General features: G+C 63.4%; 10 protein-coding genes. All 10 read left to right on the plus strand.

Annotation, left to right across the window (positions count from 1 at the left end):
- Positions 1–93: 93 nt before the first annotated feature.
- The 10 genes from C5J22_RS09780 to glgX all read left to right on the plus strand — a co-directional run bounded on the left by C5J22_RS09780 (position 94) and on the right by glgX (position 19,388).
- On the plus strand, positions 94–3,432 hold the full coding sequence (locus C5J22_RS09780) for a DUF2126 domain-containing protein (RefSeq protein ID WP_105438049.1): 3,339 nt from the start codon (positions 94–96) through the stop codon (positions 3,430–3,432).
- Between the two features lie 8 nt (positions 3,433–3,440).
- Positions 3,441–5,852 (plus strand): circularly permuted type 2 ATP-grasp protein, encoded by a 2,412-nt coding sequence (locus tag C5J22_RS09785; protein WP_105438050.1) that lies wholly within the window; start codon positions 3,441–3,443, stop codon positions 5,850–5,852.
- The gene (locus tag C5J22_RS09790) at positions 5,852–6,733 is read left to right on the plus strand and encodes a transglutaminase family protein (protein ID WP_105438051.1); all 882 of its coding nucleotides are present in this window, start codon (positions 5,852–5,854) and stop codon (positions 6,731–6,733) included. Before C5J22_RS09785 ends, C5J22_RS09790 begins: the two co-directional genes overlap by 1 nt.
- A 128-nt stretch (positions 6,734–6,861) precedes the next feature.
- Positions 6,862–8,187 (plus strand): TadE/TadG family type IV pilus assembly protein, encoded by a 1,326-nt coding sequence (locus tag C5J22_RS09795; RefSeq protein WP_172746579.1) that lies wholly within the window; start codon positions 6,862–6,864, stop codon positions 8,185–8,187.
- Between the two features lie 200 nt (positions 8,188–8,387).
- Positions 8,388–10,850 (plus strand): glycogen/starch/alpha-glucan phosphorylase, encoded by a 2,463-nt coding sequence (locus C5J22_RS09800; RefSeq protein ID WP_105438053.1) that lies wholly within the window; start codon positions 8,388–8,390, stop codon positions 10,848–10,850.
- Positions 10,850–13,060 (plus strand): 1,4-alpha-glucan branching protein GlgB, encoded by a 2,211-nt coding sequence (gene glgB, locus C5J22_RS09805; RefSeq protein WP_105438054.1) that lies wholly within the window; start codon positions 10,850–10,852, stop codon positions 13,058–13,060. Before C5J22_RS09800 ends, glgB begins: the two co-directional genes overlap by 1 nt.
- 19 nt (positions 13,061–13,079) lie before the next feature.
- Positions 13,080–14,342, plus strand: a complete 1,263-nt coding sequence (glgC, locus tag C5J22_RS09810) for a glucose-1-phosphate adenylyltransferase (protein WP_105400148.1) — start codon at positions 13,080–13,082, stop codon at positions 14,340–14,342.
- A 6-nt stretch (positions 14,343–14,348) separates the two neighbouring features.
- The gene (gene glgA / locus C5J22_RS09815) at positions 14,349–15,806 is read left to right on the plus strand and encodes a glycogen synthase GlgA (RefSeq protein ID WP_105438055.1); all 1,458 of its coding nucleotides are present in this window, start codon (positions 14,349–14,351) and stop codon (positions 15,804–15,806) included.
- Positions 15,807–15,808: 2 nt separating this feature from the next.
- A complete protein-coding gene (locus C5J22_RS09820; RefSeq protein WP_105438056.1) occupies positions 15,809–17,437 on the plus strand; it encodes an alpha-D-glucose phosphate-specific phosphoglucomutase in 1,629 nt (542 codons plus the stop codon).
- A 4-nt stretch (positions 17,438–17,441) separates the two neighbouring features.
- On the plus strand, positions 17,442–19,388 hold the full coding sequence (glgX, locus tag C5J22_RS09825; RefSeq protein WP_105438057.1) for a glycogen debranching protein GlgX: 1,947 nt from the start codon (positions 17,442–17,444) through the stop codon (positions 19,386–19,388).
- Positions 19,389–19,480 lie beyond the last annotated feature (92 nt).

Raw genomic sequence — 19,480 nt, forward strand, 5'->3', positions numbered from 1 at the left:
GCTTGGATTCCGCCTTGCTTTATTCTCGTGCATTGCACAAAATCCTTGCAACGATCATCGATCGGCCCGGTAAAGCGGCCGGCAAGGGGAACTATGTCGATCAAGGCAAGTGTCTACCACCTTACCCATTACATGTACGACAAGCCCGTCCGTCTCGGACCGCAGATCATCCGCCTCAAACCGGCTGCCCATTCGCGCACCAAGGTGCTCAGCCATTCGCTGAAGGTGACGCCCTCCAATCACTTCGTGAACCTGCAGCAGGATCCCTACGGCAACTACCTCGCCCGCTTCGTCTTTCCGGACCCGGTCACCGAGTTCAAGATCGAGGTCGATCTCGTCGCCGACATGACGGTCTACAATCCCTTCGACTTCTTCGTCGAAGAGGAAGCGATGAAATGGCCGTTCAGCTATCCGCCGGAACTGGTCGAGGACCTGTCGATCTACATGGTGCCGGAGCCGCCGGAACCGGCGCTGGCCGACTATATGAAAACCTTCGACATGTCCCCGGAGCAGCCGACGGTCGACATGATCGTCGGCATCAATGCCCGCCTGCAGCAGGCGATCGGCTACGTCATCCGCATGGAGCCAGGCGTGCAGACGCCAGAGCAGACGCTGACCTCGGCCATGGGCTCCTGCCGCGACACCAGCTGGCTGCTCGTCCAGATCCTGCGCCATCTCGGCCTCGCCGCGCGTTTCGTCTCCGGTTACCTGATCCAGCTGACGCCGGACCTCAAGGCACTCGACGGCCCCTCCGGCACCGAGGTCGATTTCACCGACCTGCACGCCTGGTGCGAAGTCTACCTCCCCGGCGCCGGCTGGGTCGGCCTCGACCCGACCTCCGGACTTCTGACCGGCGAAAGCCATATCCCGCTTGCCGCGACGCCGCATTTCCGCAACGCCGCCCCGATATCCGGCGGTTATTTCGGCGAAGCGGAAACCTCCTTCGCCTTCGACATGAAGGTCAATCGCGTCGCCGAACATCCGCGCATCACCAAGCCGTTTTCGGACGAATCCTGGGAGGCGCTCGACAAGCTCGGCGACCAGGTCGACCGCGTGCTGAAGGCGCAGGACGTGCGCCTGACCATGGGCGGCGAGCCGACCTTCGTATCGATCGACGATTTCGAATCGGGCGAATGGAACACCGATGCCGTCGGCCCCACCAAGCGCGAAAAGGCCGATATCCTGATCCGCAAGCTGCGCGAACGTTTCGCGCCCGGCGGTTTCCTGCATTACGGCCAAGGCAAGTGGTATCCCGGCGAGACCTTGCCGCGCTGGACCTTCTCGCTCTACTGGCGCAAGGACGGACGGCCGATCTGGAGCAATCCCGACCTGGTGGCGGAGGAAGGCCAGAGCTACGGCGTCGGCGACGACGATGCGGAGAAACTCCTGACGGCGCTCGCCACCGAACTCGCCATCGCGCCCGACATGGTGGTCCCGGCCTACGAAGACCCTGCAGAGTGGATCATCCGCGAAGGCAGCCTGCCGGAAAACGTCGACCCCTCCAATTCGAAGCTCAAGGATCCGGAAGAACGCAACCGCATCGCCCGGGTTTTCGAACGCGGACTGACGCGGCCGAGCGGTTATGTTCTGCCCGTCCAGGCCTGGAATGCCCAAGCCAGGGGAAGCTCCGGCGGAAAGCGCTGGGTCAGCGAGAAATGGAGCACCCGCCGCGGCAAGATCTTCCTCGTGCCCGGCGACAGCCCGGTCGGTTACCGCCTGCCATTGGGCACCCTGCCCTATGTGCCGCCGTCGCAGTTTCCCTATATCCATGAGGCCGACCCCTCGATACCGCGCCAGCCGCTGCCAGAGGCGATCGTCCCGGCCGGCCGCGCCATGCCGGAATCCTCCTTCAAGGCAGGCGACGCCGCCAATCCCGGTCGCGTCGAACAGACCCTCGGCGAGATCGGCGGTGCGGTGCGTACCGCGATCTCCGTCGAGCCGCGCGACGGAAGGCTTTGCGTCTTCATGCCGCCGGTCGAAAAGATCGAGGACTATCTCGAACTGATCGCCGCTGCCGAAAACGCTGCGACCGCAATCGGCCTTCCCATCCATATCGAAGGTTATGCCCCGCCGCATGACGAGCGCATCAACGTCATCCGCGTCGCGCCGGATCCCGGCGTCATCGAGGTCAACATCCATCCGGCTGCCAGCTGGAAGGAGACCGTGTCGATCACCACCGCCATATACGAGGAAGCCCGCCAGAGCCGCCTCGGCGCCGACAAGTTCATGATCGACGGCCGCCACACCGGCACCGGCGGCGGCAACCACGTCGTGGTCGGCGGCGCCAATCCGAACGACAGCCCCTTCCTGCGCCGCCCCGACCTGTTGAAGAGCCTGGTCCTCCACTGGCAGCGCCATCCGTCGCTCTCCTACCTGTTCTCCGGCCTGTTCATCGGCCCCACCTCCCAGGCGCCGCGCATCGACGAGGCTCGCCATGATTCGATGTACGAGCTGGAAATCGCGCTTGCCCAGGTGCCGGTGCCCGGCCAGGGCGCTCCCCCGCTGCCGTGGCTGGTCGACCGCCTGTTCCGCAACCTTCTGACCGACGTCACCGGCAACACCCATCGTTCGGAAATCTGCATCGACAAACTGTTCTCGCCGGACGGCCCGACCGGCCGCTTGGGCCTCGTCGAGTTCCGCGGCTTCGAGATGCCGCCGAACGCGCGCATGTCGCTTGCCCAGCAATTGCTGGTCCGGGCACTGATCGCCCGCTTCTGGAAAAACCCGCTTCAGGGCCGGTTCGTGCGCTGGGGCACGGCGCTCGCCGACCGCTTCATGCTGCCGCAATACGTCTGGGCGGATTTCATGGACGTCCTCCAGGACCTTCGCGAAAACGGCTTCGACCTGCGTCCCGAATGGTTCGAGGCCCAGCTCGAATTCCGCTTTCCCTTCTTCGGCGAGGTCGAATACGAGGGCTCCAAGCTCGAACTGCGCCAGGCGCTCGAACCCTGGCACGTGATGGGCGAGCAGGGCGCGATCGGCGGCACCGTACGTTACGTCGATTCGTCGGTGGAACGCCTCCAGGTCCGGCTCGAAACCACCAATCCGTCCCGCTATACCGTCGCCTGCAACGGCCGTGCCGTGCCGCTGAAAGGCACCGGCACCTCCGGCGTCTCCGTCGCCGGCGTCCGTTTCAAGGCCTGGCAGCCATCCGCCGGCCTGCACCCGGTCCTGCCGGTTAACACGCCGCTCACGTTCGACATATATGATACATGGTCCGGCCGTTCGATCGGGGGCTGCATCTATCACGTTGCCCATCCGGGCGGGCGTAGTTATGACACCTTCCCGGTCAACGGCAACGAGGCGGAAGCACGCCGCCTCGCCCGGTTCGAGCCGTGGGGGCATACGGCGGGCGGCTATACGCTTCTGGCCGAAACGCCTTCGCCCGAATTTCCGCTGACGCTCGATCTGCGCCGGCCGCAAGGAGTCTGAAAAAGTCGATGTCCAAGGCACCGGCAACCGAACGCAAGGCAAAAGGGGGGATCGCTGGCGATCCCCTTCTCGGTTATGCCGCATTGCCCGGCGTTGCCGACGAGATGCTCGATGCGAACGGTCAGATCCGGCCGGTCTGGCGCAACCTGCTCTCCCATCTCGGCCGAATGACCGAGCACGAGCGCCGCGAGCGTTTCGCCCGTGCCGACCGTTATCTGCGGGATGCGGGCGTCTTTTACCGCACTTACGGCGCCCAGGGCAGCGGCGAGCGCAACTGGCCGATCAGCCACGTGCCGGTCCTCATCGACGGCAAGGAATGGGAGACCGTCTGCAAGGGCCTGACCCAGCGCGCCGATCTTCTGGAAGCGCTGATTGCCGATATCTACGGCGACAACAAGCTGGTGCAGGAGGGTTTCCTGCCGCCGGCGCTGATTGCCGGAAACGCCGAATTCCTCCGCCCGCTGGTGGGCGTCAAGCCGGTCGGCGGCCATTACCTGCATTTCTGCTCGTTCGAGATCGGCCGCGGACCGGACGGTAACTGGTGGGTGCTTGCCGACCGCACCCAGGCGCCGTCCGGCGCCGGTTTCGCGCTCGAAAACCGCGTCGCCACCACCCGCGCCTTTTCGGACATCTATGCCGAATCGCATGTCCACCGCCTCGCCTCCTTCTTCGGCGCCTTCCGCGATGCGCTGCAATCCCACAAGCAGAACCCGGAGGACCGCATCGCGGTCCTGTCGCCGGGGCCTGCCAACGAGACCTATTTCGAGCACGCCTATATCGCCCGCTATCTCGGCTTCATGCTTCTCGAAGGCGAAGACCTTACCGTCGTCAACGACCGCGTCATGGTCCGCACCGTGGCTGGCCTCAAGCCCGTGGGCGTACTCTGGCGCCGCCTCGACGCGGCTTATGCCGATCCGCTCGAGCTCAACCAGCACTCCCATATCGGCACCCCCGGCATGGTGCAGGCGCTGCGCTCCGGCGCACTCACCTTCGTCAACGCGCTCGGCTCCGGCATTCTCGAGACCCGCGCGCTGCTGGCATTCGCCCCGACCGTCTGTCGGCGGCTGATCGGCGAGGACCTGATCATGCCCTCGATCGCCACCTGGTGGTGCGGGCAGAAAAAGGAACGCGAGCACGTCGCAAAGAACATCGAGCGCATGGTCATCGGGCCGGCCTATTCGCGGCTGCCTTTCTTCGACGACAACGGTCAATCGGTGCTCGGCTCGTCGCTGCGCAAGACGGCGAGGGACACGGTCGGCGACTGGCTTGCGACCGAAGGCGCCAAGCTGGTCGGCCAGGAGGTCGTGACGCTTTCGACCACCCCCGCCTACGTCAACGGCAAGCTCACTCCGCGGCCGATGTCGCTGCGCGTCTTTGCCGCCCGCACCGAACACGGCTGGCAGATCATGCCGGGCGGCTTTGCCCGCATAGGCGCCGGCGACGACGTGGCGGCGATCGCCATGCAGTCGGGCGGGGCGGCTGCCGACGTCTGGATCGTCAGCGACAAGCCGGTCGCGAAGGCGACGCTCCTGCCGCCCGAGGAAAGTTTTACCCGCAACATGCCCGGCAGCCTGCCGAGCCGCGCGGCCGACAATCTCTACTGGCTCGGCCGGTATATCGAGCGGGCCGAAGGCGCGCTGCGCATCCTGCGCGCCTGGCACCTGCGCTATGCGGAGTCTGCCGATCCGAAGGCACCGCTTCTGGCCGACGTCACCCGCTACCTGAAGGGCATCGATGTCGAGATGACCAAGGCGGTGCCGGCATCGCTTCTGCGCAACATCGACAGCGCCATCTATTCGGCGAGCAACATTCGCGACCGTTTCTCGCCGGACGGCTGGCTGGCGCTGACCGACCTTGCCAAGACCGCCCGCCGCTTCCACGACACCGTGCATGCGGGCGACGACGCCTCGCATGCGATGACCGTGCTCCTGCGCAAGCTCGCGGGGTTTGCCGGTCTGGTGCATGAAAACATGTACCGTTTCACCGGCTGGCGTTTCCTGTCGATCGGTCGCCACCTGGAGCGCGGCATGCACATGACCCGGCTGCTCGGCCACATGTCTGGCCCCGACGCGCCGGATGGCTCGCTCGACATGCTGCTCGAGATCGGCGACAGCGTCATGACCCACCGACGCCGCTACAACGTCGCCACTGCAAGGCTGACGGTCGCCGACCTCCTGGCGCTCGATCCCCTGAACCCGCGCTCGATCCTGTTCCAGCTGAACGAAATCCGCACCGAGGTGGAGCAATTGCCGAACGCCTTCGTCAACGGTCAGATGTCGCCCTTCTACCGCGAGGCGATGCGGCTGCATTCCGGACTTGCGGTGATGACCCCGGAGGGCATGAACGACGATACCTATGAGAAGATCGAACTGGAGATGGAGAAGCTGTCCGATATCCTCGGCCAGACTTATTTCAGCTGATGCTTTACGACCTCTCCCTCCATATGGGTTATACCTACGACGTGCCGGCCTCCGGCGCCCGCCATGTGATCCGCCTGCTGCCGCTGTCCCTGCCCGACCGGCAGCGGCTGATCGCCGGCTCGATCACCGTCGGTCCGCATGCCGATGAGCGCACCACCTTCATCGATTTCTTCGGCCAGCAGGCGACATCCGTGCTGCTGCGTGCGCCGCACGAAAAGCTCGACATCCGCATGCAGGCCCGCGTCCTGGTGGAAACTAATTCGATGACGGCGGACCTATCGCCGGAACTGGCGACGCTCGCCGATGAACTGGCGGATTTCTGGTCGGTCGATGCCGCCTCCCCGCATCACCTGACCGGCGCAAGCCCGCGCCTTGCCGAAGAGCCGCTGATCGCCGCCTATGCCCGCGAGATGGTCAAGCCGGGCCAGACGGTGCTGGAAATCGCGCTTGGCATCTGCGCCCGCATTCACAAGGACTTCACCTACGACGCCAAGGCGACCGAGGTCGATACGACGCCGAAGGAGGCTTTCCGGCTGAAGCGTGGCGTCTGCCAGGATTTCACCCATATCATGATCGTGGCGCTCCGCAGCCTCGGCATTCCGGCCGGTTATGTCAGCGGCTTTCTGCGCACCATTCCGCCGCCGGGCAAGGAGCGCCTCGAAGGCGCCGACGCCATGCATGCCTGGGTGCGGGTCTGGTGCGGCGAGACCATGGGGTATGTCGAACTCGATCCGACCAACAACATTCCCGCCGGCAGCGACCATATCGTCGTCGGATACGGCCGCGACTATTCCGACGTCGCCCCGGTCATCGGCATGCTCAAGGGTTATGGAAATCAGAACGCCGTGCAGGCGGTGGACGTCATTCCGCTGAAATCCTGAAATCCCGCCCCGTTTTGGCGCTGATTCTTAACATTCCGTAAAATTGCAACGAATGGTTTAGGCCTTCCTATACCCGCCGGGAATACACCAGGGATGTTCAAATGAATTGAACGGATCTGGGGGCTATGATGAAGCACACATTTTTTGCGCGGCTGGCAAAGGACCGCTCCGGTAATTTCGGTATCATGACGGCTGCGCTGCTTCCCGTCCTGCTGGCGGTTGGCGGCGTCGCGGTCGATCTGACAGAGGCGATGGATCAAAAGAACCAGCTCCAGGCGCTGGCAGACAGCGCCACTCTCGCTGCGGCGTCCGCCATGGCCGCCAAGGGCACCATGACGACCGCGGAAGCCCAGAAGCTTGGCGCCGATATGTACATCGCCCAGAAGATGGAGGAGCTCAAGAATTCCGGCCTTTCCGCCGAGGCGCTGGCTGCGGAAGAGGCCAAGCTCAGAGCGAACACCCAGACATTGGCAACCTCCTCGGGCAGCTCCACGACGGCTGCCAGCTACGAGGTCCGCATGAAGTCGAGCTACGACGTGCCGCTCAGCGGCCTGACCTCGTTCCTCGGTTTCCCGACCGTGCGCGTCAGCGTCGAAAGCGTCGCCGCGAGCGGCCGCGAAGGCAACGCCCTTTCCATGTACCTGGCGCTCGACGAATCCGGCTCGATGGCCTGGGACACGACTACCGTGAACTCCGTCACGCCGACGAAGACCGATTGGGTCGATGGACCATACGAATGCGGTAACAAGAATAGTTCGAAGACTTGCTACGGCTGGCATATGGGAACTGTGCCGAACTACATAACGAAGATGGAGTCACTCAAGGCCGCTGGCGGCGTCATGTTCGCCGAACTTGAAAAGGCCGATCCGAACCACGAACTGATCCGTGTCGGCGCCGATTCCTACGACGACCAGACGAAGGCCCAGCAGAGCATCCAGTGGGGCACTACCCCGGTGGATAGCTATGTCAAGAAGCTGCCTGCCGTGCCGGATGGCGGCACCGACGCCAGCGGCGCGCTGACCAATGCGTTCAATGCGCTGAAAAATGCCAACGCCACCGAAAAGACCGCCCATGACGGCAAGGGCAACACCAATTTCGATCGCTACATCGTCTTCATGACGGATGGCGAGATGACCGGCTACAGCGGGACCTGGAATTCGACGATCGACGCCAGAGTCCGCGACATCTGCCTGAACGCGAAAAGCGACGGCCTGACGGATGCCGCAAAGCTGAAGCTGAAGAACGGGCAGCAGCTCACGGAAGAGGAAATGTCAAAGGGCATCAAGATCTACACGATCGCCTTCATGGCACCGGACAGGGGCAAGAAGCTGCTGAACTACTGCTCCAGCGGCCCCGGCTATTATTACGAGCCGACCAACATGACGACGCTGGTGCAAACCTTCGGCGAAATCGCCCGCAAGGCTGCCCAGACCGGCACTCGCCTGACCAACTGAACTTGCCTTTCAGAAAGGCTGCAAAAACGCCCCGCCCTCACCGGCGGGGCGTTTTTCGTTGCCCTTGTCCGAGCGATACACGCAAAGATAAATCGGTCATTGCGCAGTGTCATAACGGTGCATAAACTGTCCTTATACATCTTGCCAGATGGACTGAATCGGACGCCCTTCCTCCCGCTCCCCCAGAAAGTTGGCGACATATGAACAACACGTCTTCTCCGGTCGAAATTCCTCAGCCGGCCCCCCGCAGCTCCCGTCCCGAAATCATGGCGGAAGAGATCATCGAGCGCCTGACCTACCGTATCGGCAAGGACGCCAAGGTGGCGAAGCCCCACGACTGGCTGACCGCCACCATCCTGGTGGTGCGCGACCGCATCATCGACACATGGATGGAATCGACCCGCAAAGTCTATCGGACCGGCGGCAAGCGCGTCTATTACCTGTCGCTCGAATTCCTGATCGGCCGCCTGATGCGCGATGCCGTCAGCAACATGGGGCTGATGCAGGAAATCCGCGACGCGCTGTCTTCGCTCGGTGTCGATATTGACGTGATTGCGGTTCTGGAACCGGATGCCGCACTCGGCAATGGCGGTCTCGGCCGACTTGCTGCCTGTTTCATGGAGAGCATGGCGACCGTCGACATTCCGGCCTACGGTTACGGCATCCGCTACGTCCACGGCCTGTTCCGCCAGCAGATGGCCGACGGCTGGCAGGTCGAGCTTCCGGAAAGCTGGCTTGCCCACGGCAACCCCTGGGAATTCGAACGTCGCGAAAGCTCCTACGAAATCGGTTACGGCGGCACGGTCGAAACCGTCGGCGGTTACGACGAGACGCCACGCTACGTCTGGAAGCCGGCCGAACGCGTCATCGCCATGGCCTACGACACGCCGGCCGTCGGCTGGCGCGGAAAGCGCGTCAACACGCTGCGCCTCTGGTCGGCCCAGCCGATCGACCCGATCCTGCTGGATGCCTTCAACGCCGGCGACCACATCGGCGCCCTGCGCGAAAGCAACAAGGCCGAAAGCCTGACCCGCGTCCTTTATCCGGCCGACGCCAACCCGGCCGGCCAGGAACTGCGCCTGCGCCAGGAATTCTTCTTCTCGTCGGCCTCGCTTCAGGACATCCTGCGCCGCCACCTGCAGCAATATCCGGATTTCACGAACCTGCACGAGAAGGTCGCGATCCAGCTCAACGACACCCACCCGGCCGTGTCGATCGCCGAGCTGATGCGCCTCCTGACCGACATCCACGGCATGGATTTCGAGCAGGCCTGGTCGGTCACCCGCCAGACCTTCTCCTACACCAACCACACGCTGCTGCCGGAAGCGCTGGAAACCTGGCCCGTACCGCTGTTCGAGCGCCTTCTGCCGCGTCACATGCAGATCGTCTATGCGATCAACGCCCTGATCCTGATCGAGGCACGCAAGCAGAAGAGCTTCTCCGACACCCAAATCCGCTCGATCTCGCTGATCGACGAAAGCGGCGACCGTCGCGTCCGCATGGGCAACCTCGCCTTTGTCGGCTCGCATTCGGTCAACGGCGTCTCGGCCCTGCATACGGACCTGATGAAGGTCACGGTGTTCGCCGACCTGCACACGATGTATCCGGCCCGCATCAACAACAAGACCAACGGCATCACCCCGCGCCGCTGGCTGATGCAGTGCAACCAGGGCCTCACCTCGCTGATCCAGGAAGCGATCGGCGACGAGTTCCTCGACAATACGGACGCCTTGCAGGGGCTTAACGCCCATGCCGACGACAGCTCCTTCCAGGAGAAGTTCGCCGCCGTGAAGCGGGCCAACAAGGTGCAGCTCGCCAACCTCGTCGGCAGCCGCATGGGCATCCGCATCGATCCGTCGGCGATGTTCGACATCCAGATCAAGCGCATCCACGAATACAAGCGCCAGCTGCTCAACATCATCGAGGCAGTCGCCCTCTACGACCAGATCCGCTCGCATCCCGAAATGGACTGGGTGCCGCGCGTAAAACTGTTCGCCGGCAAGGCGGCGCCGAGCTATCACAACGCCAAGCTGATCATCAAGCTCGCCAATGACGTGGCGCGCGTCATCAACAACGACCCGGCCGTCCGCGGCCTGCTCAAGGTCGTCTTCGTGCCGAACTACAACGTCTCGCTCGCCGAGATCATCGTTCCGGCCGCCGATCTCTCCGAGCAGATTTCGACCGCCGGCATGGAAGCCTCCGGCACCGGCAACATGAAGTTCGCGCTGAATGGCGCGCTGACCATCGGCACGCTCGACGGTGCGAACGTCGAGATGCGCGACCATGTCGGCGAGGAGAATATCGTCATCTTCGGCATGACCGCCGACGAGGTCGCCAAGGTCCGCGAAGGCGGCCATCAGCCGCGCGCCATCATCGAGAAGTCGCGCGAACTCGCCCAGGCGCTCAACGCGATCGCGACCGGCGTCTTTTCACCCGACGACCGCTCGCGCTTCACCGCCCTGATCGACGGCATCTACAATCATGACTGGTTCATGGTCGCCGCCGATTTCGACGCCTACGCGGAAGCCCAGCGTAACGTTGACCAAATCTGGTCCGACCCTAAATCCTGGTATTCGAAGACAATTCGCAATACCGCCCGGATGGGATGGTTCTCCTCGGACAGAACTATTCGTCAGTATGCGTCTGAAATCTGGAGAGCCTGATGAAAAAATCGCCGCGCGTCGATGACGGAAGAGTCCCTGGGGAGATTCCGTTATCCGAGATCGAGGCGATTTTGGAAGGCAGGCATACCAATCCCTTTGCCGTCCTCGGGCTTCACAAGCTCGGGGATGGTTTCAGGGTCCGTTGCTTCATTCCGGGTGCCGAGGCCGTCACCGCACTGTCGCTCGGCGGCGCCGAACTCGGCGAGCTGACACGCCGCCACGATGCCGGATATTTCGAAGGCCTCGTTAACGCCACCCACCTGCAGCCCATTCGCTACCGCGCCCGCCGCGGCGATGACGAATGGGCGGTCACCGACCCCTATACGTTCGGCCCGGTGCTCGGCCCGATGGACGACTATTTCGTCCGCGAGGGCTCCCATCTGCGCCTGTTCGACAAGATGGGCGCTCATGCCCTGAAACACGAGGGCGTCGAAGGTTTCCACTTCGCCGTCTGGGCGCCGAACGCCAAGCGCGTTTCCGTCGTCGGCGATTTCAACGGCTGGGACGGCCGGCGGCACGTCATGCGGCTGCGGGTGGATACCGGCATCTGGGAAATCTTCGCCCCCGACATCAGGCCGGGCGCCGCCTACAAGTTCGAGATCGTCGGCAAGAACGGCAAGCTCCTGCCGCTGAAGGCCGATCCTTACGCCCGGCGGGCGGAGCTCCGCCCCGACACCGCCTCGGTTACCGCACCGGAACTCTCCCAGGCATGGGACGATGCCGCCCACCGGGAATTCTGGGAAAAGGCGGACCACCGCCGCCAGCCGATCTCGATCTACGAGGTACACGCCGGCTCCTGGCGCAAAAAGCCGGACGGCTCCTTCCTCTCCTGGGACGAGCTCGCCTCGGAACTGATCCCCTATTGCACCGACATGGGCTTCACCCATATCGAATTCCTGCCGATCACCGAACATCCCTTCGATCCGTCCTGGGGCTACCAGACGACCGGGCTTTTCGCCCCAACCGCCCGCTTCGGCGAGCCGGAAGGGTTTGCCCGTTTCGTCAACGGCTGCCACAAGGTCGGCATCGGCGTCATCCTCGATTGGGTGCCGGCGCATTTCCCGACCGATGCCCACGGCCTGCGTTTCTTCGACGGTACGGCACTCTACGAACATGCCGATCCGCGCCAGGGTTTCCACCCGGACTGGAACACCGCGATCTACAATTTCGGCCGGCTGGAAGTGCTTTCCTACCTCGTCAACAATGCCCTTTACTGGTCGGAAAAATTCCATCTCGACGGCCTGCGGGTCGATGCCGTCGCCTCCATGCTCTATCTCGACTATTCGCGCAAAGAGGGCGAATGGGTGCCGAACGAATATGGCGGGCGCGAGAACCTCGAGGCGGTGCGCTTCCTGCAGAAGATGAACTCGCTTTCCTATAACGCCCATCCGGGCGTGATGACGATCGCCGAGGAATCGACCTCCTGGCCAAAGGTCTCGCATCCTGTCCACGAAGGGGGCCTCGGCTTCGGCTTCAAGTGGAACATGGGCTGGATGCACGACACGCTGAGCTACATGCAGCGCGAACCGATCCACCGCAAACACCACCACAACGAACTCACCTTCGGTCTCATCTACGCCTATTCCGAAAACTTCGTCCTGCCTCTGTCCCACGACGAAGTGGTGCACGGCAAAGGCTCGCTGATTGCCAAGATGGCCGGCGACGACTGGCAGAAATTCGCGAACCTGCGGGCCTATTACGGTTTCATGTGGGGTTATCCCGGCAAGAAGCTGCTGTTCATGGGCCAGGAATTTGCCCAGTGGAGCGAATGGAGCGAAACCCGCTCGCTCGATTGGAACCTGCTCCAGTACCATCCGCACGAGGGCATGCGCCGCTTGGTCCGCGATCTCAACTTCTGTTACCGCTCCAAACCCGCGCTACATGCGCGCGACTGCGAGGGCGATGGTTTCCAGTGGCTGATCGCCGACGACGCGGAAAACTCCGTCTACGCCTGGCTGCGCATGTCGCCGGGAGAAAAGCCGGTGGCGGTGATCAGCAATTTTACGCCCGTCTACCGTGAAAATTTCCGCATCCCCTTGCCAATCGAAGGCAGATGGCGGGAAATCTTGAATACCGACGCCGAGATCTACGGCGGTAGCGGCAAAGGCAATGGCGGTCGCGTTCAGGCTGTGAACGCGGGAGGAACCGTTCAGGCCGAAGTCACGCTGCCGCCGCTGGCGACGATCATGCTCGAACTGGAACAAGCATAAGGGACCTTGGGAGGGAACGATGAACGAGAAAAGAATTCAGCCTCTGTCGCGCGATGCCATGGCCTATGTGCTTGCCGGCGGCCGCGGCAGCCGATTGAAGGAACTCACCGACCGCCGCGCCAAGCCGGCGGTCTATTTCGGCGGCAAGGCGCGCATCATCGATTTCGCGCTCTCAAACGCCCTGAATTCCGGCATCCGCCGCATCGGCGTGGCGACGCAGTACAAGGCCCATTCGCTGATCCGCCACATGCAGCGCGGCTGGAACTTCTTCCGCCCCGAGCGCAACGAGAGCTTCGACATCCTGCCCGCCTCCCAGCGCGTCTCCGAGACGCAATGGTATGAGGGCACTGCCGACGCCGTCTTCCAGAACATCGACATCATCGAGGCCTACGCGCCTGAATACATGGTCATCCTCGCGGGCGACCACGTCTACAAGATGGACTACGAATACATGCTCCAGCAGCATGTGGATTCCGGCGCGCAGGTCACCGTCGGCTGCCTGGAAGTGCCGCGCATGGAAGCCACCGGCTTCGGCGTCATGCATGTCAACGAGAAGGACGAGATCATCGCCTTCGTCGAGAAGCCCGCCGATCCGCCCGGCATTCCCGGCAATCCCGGTTTTGCGCTCGCCTCTATGGGCATCTACGTTTTCCACACGAAGTTCCTGATGGACGTGCTGAAGCGCGACGCCGAGACGCCCGGCTCCAGCCGCGATTTCGGCAAGGACATCATCCCCTATATCGTCGAGCACGGCAAAGCCGTCGCCCACCGTTTCGCCGATAGCTGCGTCCGGTCCGATTTCGAGCGCGAACCCTACTGGCGCGACGCCGGCACGGTCGACGCCTATTGGCAGGCCAATATCGACCTGACGGAAATCGTTCCGGGGCTTGATATCTACGACAAGTCCTGGCCGATCTGGACCTATGCGGAAATCACCCCGCCGGCGAAATTCGTCCATGACGACGAAAACCGCCGCGGCTCGGCAACCTCGTCCGTCGTGTCGGGCGACTGCATCATCTCCGGTTCGTCGCTCAATCGAAGCCTGCTCTTCACGGGGGTGCGCGCCAATTCCTATTCCCGCCTGGAGGGCGCGGTCGTGCTGCCGAATGTCCGGATCGGAAGACGCGCGCAGCTTCGCAATGTCGTCATCGATCACGGTGTAACCATTCCGGAAGGCCTGGTGGTTGGCGAGGATCCCGAAGTCGATGCGAAACGTTTCCGGCGCACCGAAAACGGCATCTGCCTGATCACCCAGACGATGATCGACAAACTGGACCTGTAACGCGTTATGGAAGTGCTTTCGGTTGCGTCCGAAGTCTATCCGCTGGTCAAGACCGGTGGACTTGCCGATGTGGCCGGGGCGCTGCCGCTGGCGCTGAAGGGCCATGGCGTCTCGGTCAAGACGCTGATGCCCGGTTATCCGGCGGTGATGCGGGCCGTCAAGGACGCGAAGATCGTTGTCAGCTTCGAAAACCTGCTCGGCGCCAGAGCCGACGTGCTCGAAGTCGAGCACCAGGGGCTCGATCTATTGATCCTCGACTCCCCGACCTTCTTCGACCGCCCCGGCGGCCCTTATGTCGATGCCACCGGCAAGGACCATTTCGACAACTGGCGTCGCTTCGCGGCCCTCTCCAAGGCCGGCGCGATGATCGCGCAAGGGGCCATGGCGGACGGCATTGAGGGCTGGCGGCCTGACATCGTCCACGTGCACGACTGGCAGGCGGCGATGGTGCCGGCCTACATGCGCTATTCCGATAAGCCGGAAGTGCCGACGCTCATCACCATCCACAATATCGCCTTCCAGGGCCAGTACGGCGCCGACATCTTCCCCTATCTCGAGCTCCCGGCGCATGCCTTCGGCATCGAGGGCGTCGAATATTTCGGCGGCGTCGGTTACCTGAAGGCAGGCCTGCAGACGAGCTGGGCGATCTCGACCGTCAGCCCCTCCTATGCCGAGGAAATCCTTACCCCCGAATTCGGCATGGGGCTGGAAGGCCTGCTGACGATCCGCCAGGGCGACCTGCATGGCATCGTCAACGGCATCGACGCCGAGATCTGGGACCCGGCGACCGACCCCGCCGTGAAAACCCACTACGACGCCACGACGCTGAAGACCCGGGCCGAGAACAAACGGGCCGTCACCGAGCGTTTTGGCCTCGACCAGGAGGCCGGGCCGCTGTTCTGCGTCATCTCGCGTCTCACCTGGCAGAAGGGCATGGACCTGCTGGCCGAAACGCTCGACGACCTCGTCGCGATGGGCGGTCGGCTCGCCGTGCTCGGCTCCGGCGACCGGGCGCTCGAAAACGCCTTCCATGCCGCGGCCAAGCGCCATCCCGGCAAGGTTAGCGTCCTCTCGATCTATGACGAGCCGCTCTCTCATCTGATGCAGGCGGGCTGCGATGCGATCGTCATCCCGTCCCGCTTCGAGCCCTGCGGCCTCACCCAGCTCTACGGCCTCAGATACGGCTGCATTCCGGTCGTCGCCCGAACCGGCGGTTTGAACGACACCGTCATCGATGCCAGCCACGCCGCGATCGCCGCCAAGGCAGCCACCGGCGTGTCCTTCAGCCCAGTCACTACCGACAACCTGCGTCGGGCACTTCGCCGCACCGTTCGCCTCTACCACCAGCCGAAGGTCTGGACGGGGATGCAGAAGCAGGGCATGAAATCCGATGTATCCTGGGAAAGGAGCGCCGGACTTTATGCCGGCCTCTATGCCAGCCTTATTGCCAAAAAAGGTTCCTGACCATGATCAAGACCGTCACCACCGCCCCCTATCAGGATCAGAAGCCGGGCACGTCCGGCCTGCGCAAGAAGGTCCCCGTTTTCGCGCAAGTGAACTATGCGGAGAACTTCATCCAGTCGATCTTCGACAGCCTCGAAGGCTTCGAGGGCCAGACGCTGGTGATCGGCGGCGACGGCCGCTATTACAACCGCGAGGTCATCCAGAAGGCGATCAAGATGGCCGCAGCCAGCGGCTTCGGCAAGGTCATGGTCGGCCAGGGCGGCATCCTCTCGACGCCCGCCGCCTCCAACATCATCCGCAAATACAAGGCCTTCGGCGGCATCATCCTCTCGGCCAGCCATAATCCCGGCGGTCCGACCGAGGATTTCGGCATCAAGTACAATATCGGCAATGGCGGCCCTGCCCCGGAAAAGATCACCGACGCGATCTTCGCCCGCTCCAAGGTCATCGACACCTACAAGATCGCCGATGTCGCCGATCTCGACCTCGATGCGATCGGCTCCTTCGACGTCGCCGGCATGGCGGTCGAGGTGATCGACCCGGTCGCCGACTATGCCGAGCTGATGGAACAGCTCTTCGACTTCCCGTCGATCCGGGCGCTGATCGCCAGCGGCGTCAATGTCGTCATCGATTCGATGGGCGCCGTCACCGGCCCCTATGCGCGATATATCCTCGAAAACCGGCTCGGCGCTCCGGAGGGTTCGGTGCGCAACGCGGTTCCCCTGCCGGATTTCGGCGGTCACCATCCGGACCCCAACCTCGTCCACGCCAAGGAACTCTATGACGACGTGATGAGCCCCGACGGCCCGCATTTCGGCGCGGCTTCCGACGGCGACGGCGACCGCAACATGGTCGTCGGCAAGGGCATGTTCGTTACCCCGTCCGACAGCCTGGCGATCATCGCCGCCAACGCCACCGTCGCTCCGGGTTACGCCCGCGGCATCGCCGGCATCGCCCGCTCCATGCCGACCAGCGCTGCCGCCGACCGCGTTGCCGAAAAGCTCGGGCTCGGCATGTACGAGACCCCGACCGGTTGGAAGTTCTTCGGCAACCTGCTCGACGCCGGCAAGGCAACCGTCTGCGGCGAAGAAAGCTTCGGCACCGGCTCCGACCATGTGCGCGAAAAGGACGGCCTCTGGGCGGTGCTCTTCTGGCTGAACATCATGGCCGCCCGCAACGAAAGCGTCGAAGAGATCGTCAGGAAGCACTGGGCCGAATACGGCCGCAACTACTATTCGCGCCACGACTACGAAGAAGTCGATTCGGACGCCGCCAACCTGCTGATCACCGCGCTCCGCGACAAGCTGGCGACCCTCCCCGGCCAGTCGTTCGGTGCGCTGAAGGTCGCAACCGCCGACGACTTCGCCTATCACGACCCGATCGACGGTTCCATCTCCAAGAACCAGGGCATCCGCATCCTCTTCGAAGGCGGCTCCCGCGTCGTCTTCCGCCTCTCCGGCACCGGCACGTCGGGCGCCACGATCCGCGTCTATGTCGAGCGCTACGAGCCGGACGCATCCCGCCACGCGATCGATACTCAGGAGGCGCTCGCCGACCTCATCACTGTGGCCGACCTGATTTCCGATCTCCGCAAGAGGACAGGCCGCGACAAGCCCACTGTGATTACCTGAGCCTATGGCAAAAACGGCGATCCAGGGCGGCGTGACTTTAACGGCAGACGGCGCAGATTTCGCCGTCTGGTCGCACCATGCCGAGCGGATCGAGCTCTGCCTCTTCGACGCCGAGGGAAAGAAGGAAACCGCACGCCACCGGCTGGTGCGCGGCCGCGACGACATTCATCGCATCTCGGTTCCGGCACTCGGTGCAGGCACCCGTTACGGCTACCGCGCCTGGGGTGCCTACGATCCTGACAACGGCTCCTGGTTCGATTCGTCGAAACTGCTGGTCGATCCCTATGCCCGCGAACTCGATCGTCCCTTCCGGCACGATGCCCGGCTCTCGATGTTCGGCGTCGACACCGCCGATCTGGTTCCGAGGGCGATCGTCACCCGCGATCCGCTCGCCAAGATCGGCCGGCCGATCCTGCCGCCCGGCGGCTTCGTCTACGAGGTAGCGGTCAAACCCTTCACCATGCTTCACCCGGCGATCCCGGAAAAACAGCGCGGCACGGTCGCCGCACTTGCCCATCCCTCGATCGTCGCCCACCTGAAGAAGATCGGCGTCGATGCGATCGAGCTGATGCCGATCACCGCCTGGATCGACGAACGCCACCTGCCGCCGCTCGGCCTTACCAACGGCTGGGGCTACAATCCGGTCGCCTTCATGGCGCTCGATCCGCGCCTCTGCCCCGGCGGCATCAGGGAACTGCGCGAGACGGTCGCAACGCTGCACCAGGCGGGCATCGGCACCATCCTCGACCTCGTCTTCAACCATACCGGCGAAAGCGACCGGTTTGGCGCGACGCTCTCCATGCGCGGCCTCGACAACCGCTCCTATTACCGCCATGTCCACGGCGAGCCCGGCCATCTGGTCAACGATACCGGCACCGGCAACACGGTCGCCTGCGACCACCCCTATGTCCGCCGGCTGATCATCGACACGCTTCGCCATTTCGTCGTGCATGCCGGGATAGACGGTTTCCGCTTCGACCTCGCCCCGATCATCGGCCGCACGGAAAGCGGTTTCGACGCCAAGGGCGAGACGCTGAAAGCGATGATCTCCGACGAGGCGCTGAAGGACCGCATCCTGATCGCCGAGCCCTGGGATATCGGCCGTGGCGGTTACCAGCTCGGCAATTTCCCGGAACCCTTCCTCGAATGGAACGACCGCGCCCGCGACGACATGCGTCGCTACTGGCGCGGCGACCAGTGGACGACCGGTGCTCTTGCAACAAGGCTTTCGGGATCATCGGATATCTTCGAAAAGTCCGGCCGCAGCCGCACCGTCAACTTCCTCGCCGCCCATGACGGCTTCACCCTGATGGACCTCGTCTCCAACGAACATAAGCACAACGAGGCGAACGGCGAACAGAACCGCGACGGCCATGGCGAGAACTTTTCCTGGAACAACGGCGTCGAAGGCGAGACCGATGATGCGGCGATCAACGAGAACCGCCGCCGCGATGCCGCGGCACTCATCTCCACCCTGTTTGCCAGCCGCGGCACCGTCATGCTGACGATGGGCGACGAAGCCGGACGCAGTCAGCGCGGCAACAACAACGCCTATTGCCAGGACAATGCGATCACCTGGTTCGACTGGAGCAAGATCGACAGGGTGCTCGTCGAACATACCGCCATGCTCGCCGCGCTTCGAAAACGCTTCGCGGTCTTTTCGCAAACCTCCTTCTTCGCCGGCGACGGCGATGTCGAATGGCTGTCCGCCTCGGGCAAGCCCATGGAGGTCGGCGACTGGGAAAATCCCGGCAACCCGGTGCTCGGCATGGTGCTGAAGACGCTCGACCGGCAGACCGACAAAGACACCCGCATCGCCATCCTCTTCAACCGCGGCCACGAGCAGGCAAGCTTCGCGCTTCCCGGCTGGGGATGGAAACATTTCGCCTCCCGCGAGCTGTGGAATCAGGTGCTTCCCGCCCGTTCGGTCCGTTTCTGCATCGAGGAATGATGCGCCGCAAAAATCACTCGCCAACCAGGGCAAACCCTGTAAAGTCCGCCAGCCATCAGAGCAGTTCCGGGAAAGTATCAAGCGGCATTCCG

The sequence above is a fragment of the Neorhizobium sp. T25_13 genome (assembly GCF_002968675.1).
Lineage (GTDB): Bacteria > Pseudomonadota > Alphaproteobacteria > Rhizobiales > Rhizobiaceae > Neorhizobium > Neorhizobium tomejilense.

Coding starts and splice junctions, on each gene's coding strand:
- C5J22_RS09780 (WP_105438049.1), top strand. CDS start 94: ATGTCGATCAAGGCAAGTGTCTACCACCTTACCCATTACATGTACGAC.
- C5J22_RS09785 (WP_105438050.1), top strand. CDS start 3,441: ATGTCCAAGGCACCGGCAACCGAACGCAAGGCAAAAGGGGGGATCGCT.
- C5J22_RS09790 (WP_105438051.1), top strand. CDS start 5,852: ATGCTTTACGACCTCTCCCTCCATATGGGTTATACCTACGACGTGCCG.
- C5J22_RS09795 (WP_172746579.1), top strand. CDS start 6,862: ATGAAGCACACATTTTTTGCGCGGCTGGCAAAGGACCGCTCCGGTAAT.
- C5J22_RS09800 (WP_105438053.1), top strand. CDS start 8,388: ATGAACAACACGTCTTCTCCGGTCGAAATTCCTCAGCCGGCCCCCCGC.
- glgB (WP_105438054.1), top strand. CDS start 10,850: ATGAAAAAATCGCCGCGCGTCGATGACGGAAGAGTCCCTGGGGAGATT.
- glgC (WP_105400148.1), top strand. CDS start 13,080: ATGAACGAGAAAAGAATTCAGCCTCTGTCGCGCGATGCCATGGCCTAT.
- glgA (WP_105438055.1), top strand. CDS start 14,349: ATGGAAGTGCTTTCGGTTGCGTCCGAAGTCTATCCGCTGGTCAAGACC.
- C5J22_RS09820 (WP_105438056.1), top strand. CDS start 15,809: ATGATCAAGACCGTCACCACCGCCCCCTATCAGGATCAGAAGCCGGGC.
- glgX (WP_105438057.1), top strand. CDS start 17,442: ATGGCAAAAACGGCGATCCAGGGCGGCGTGACTTTAACGGCAGACGGC.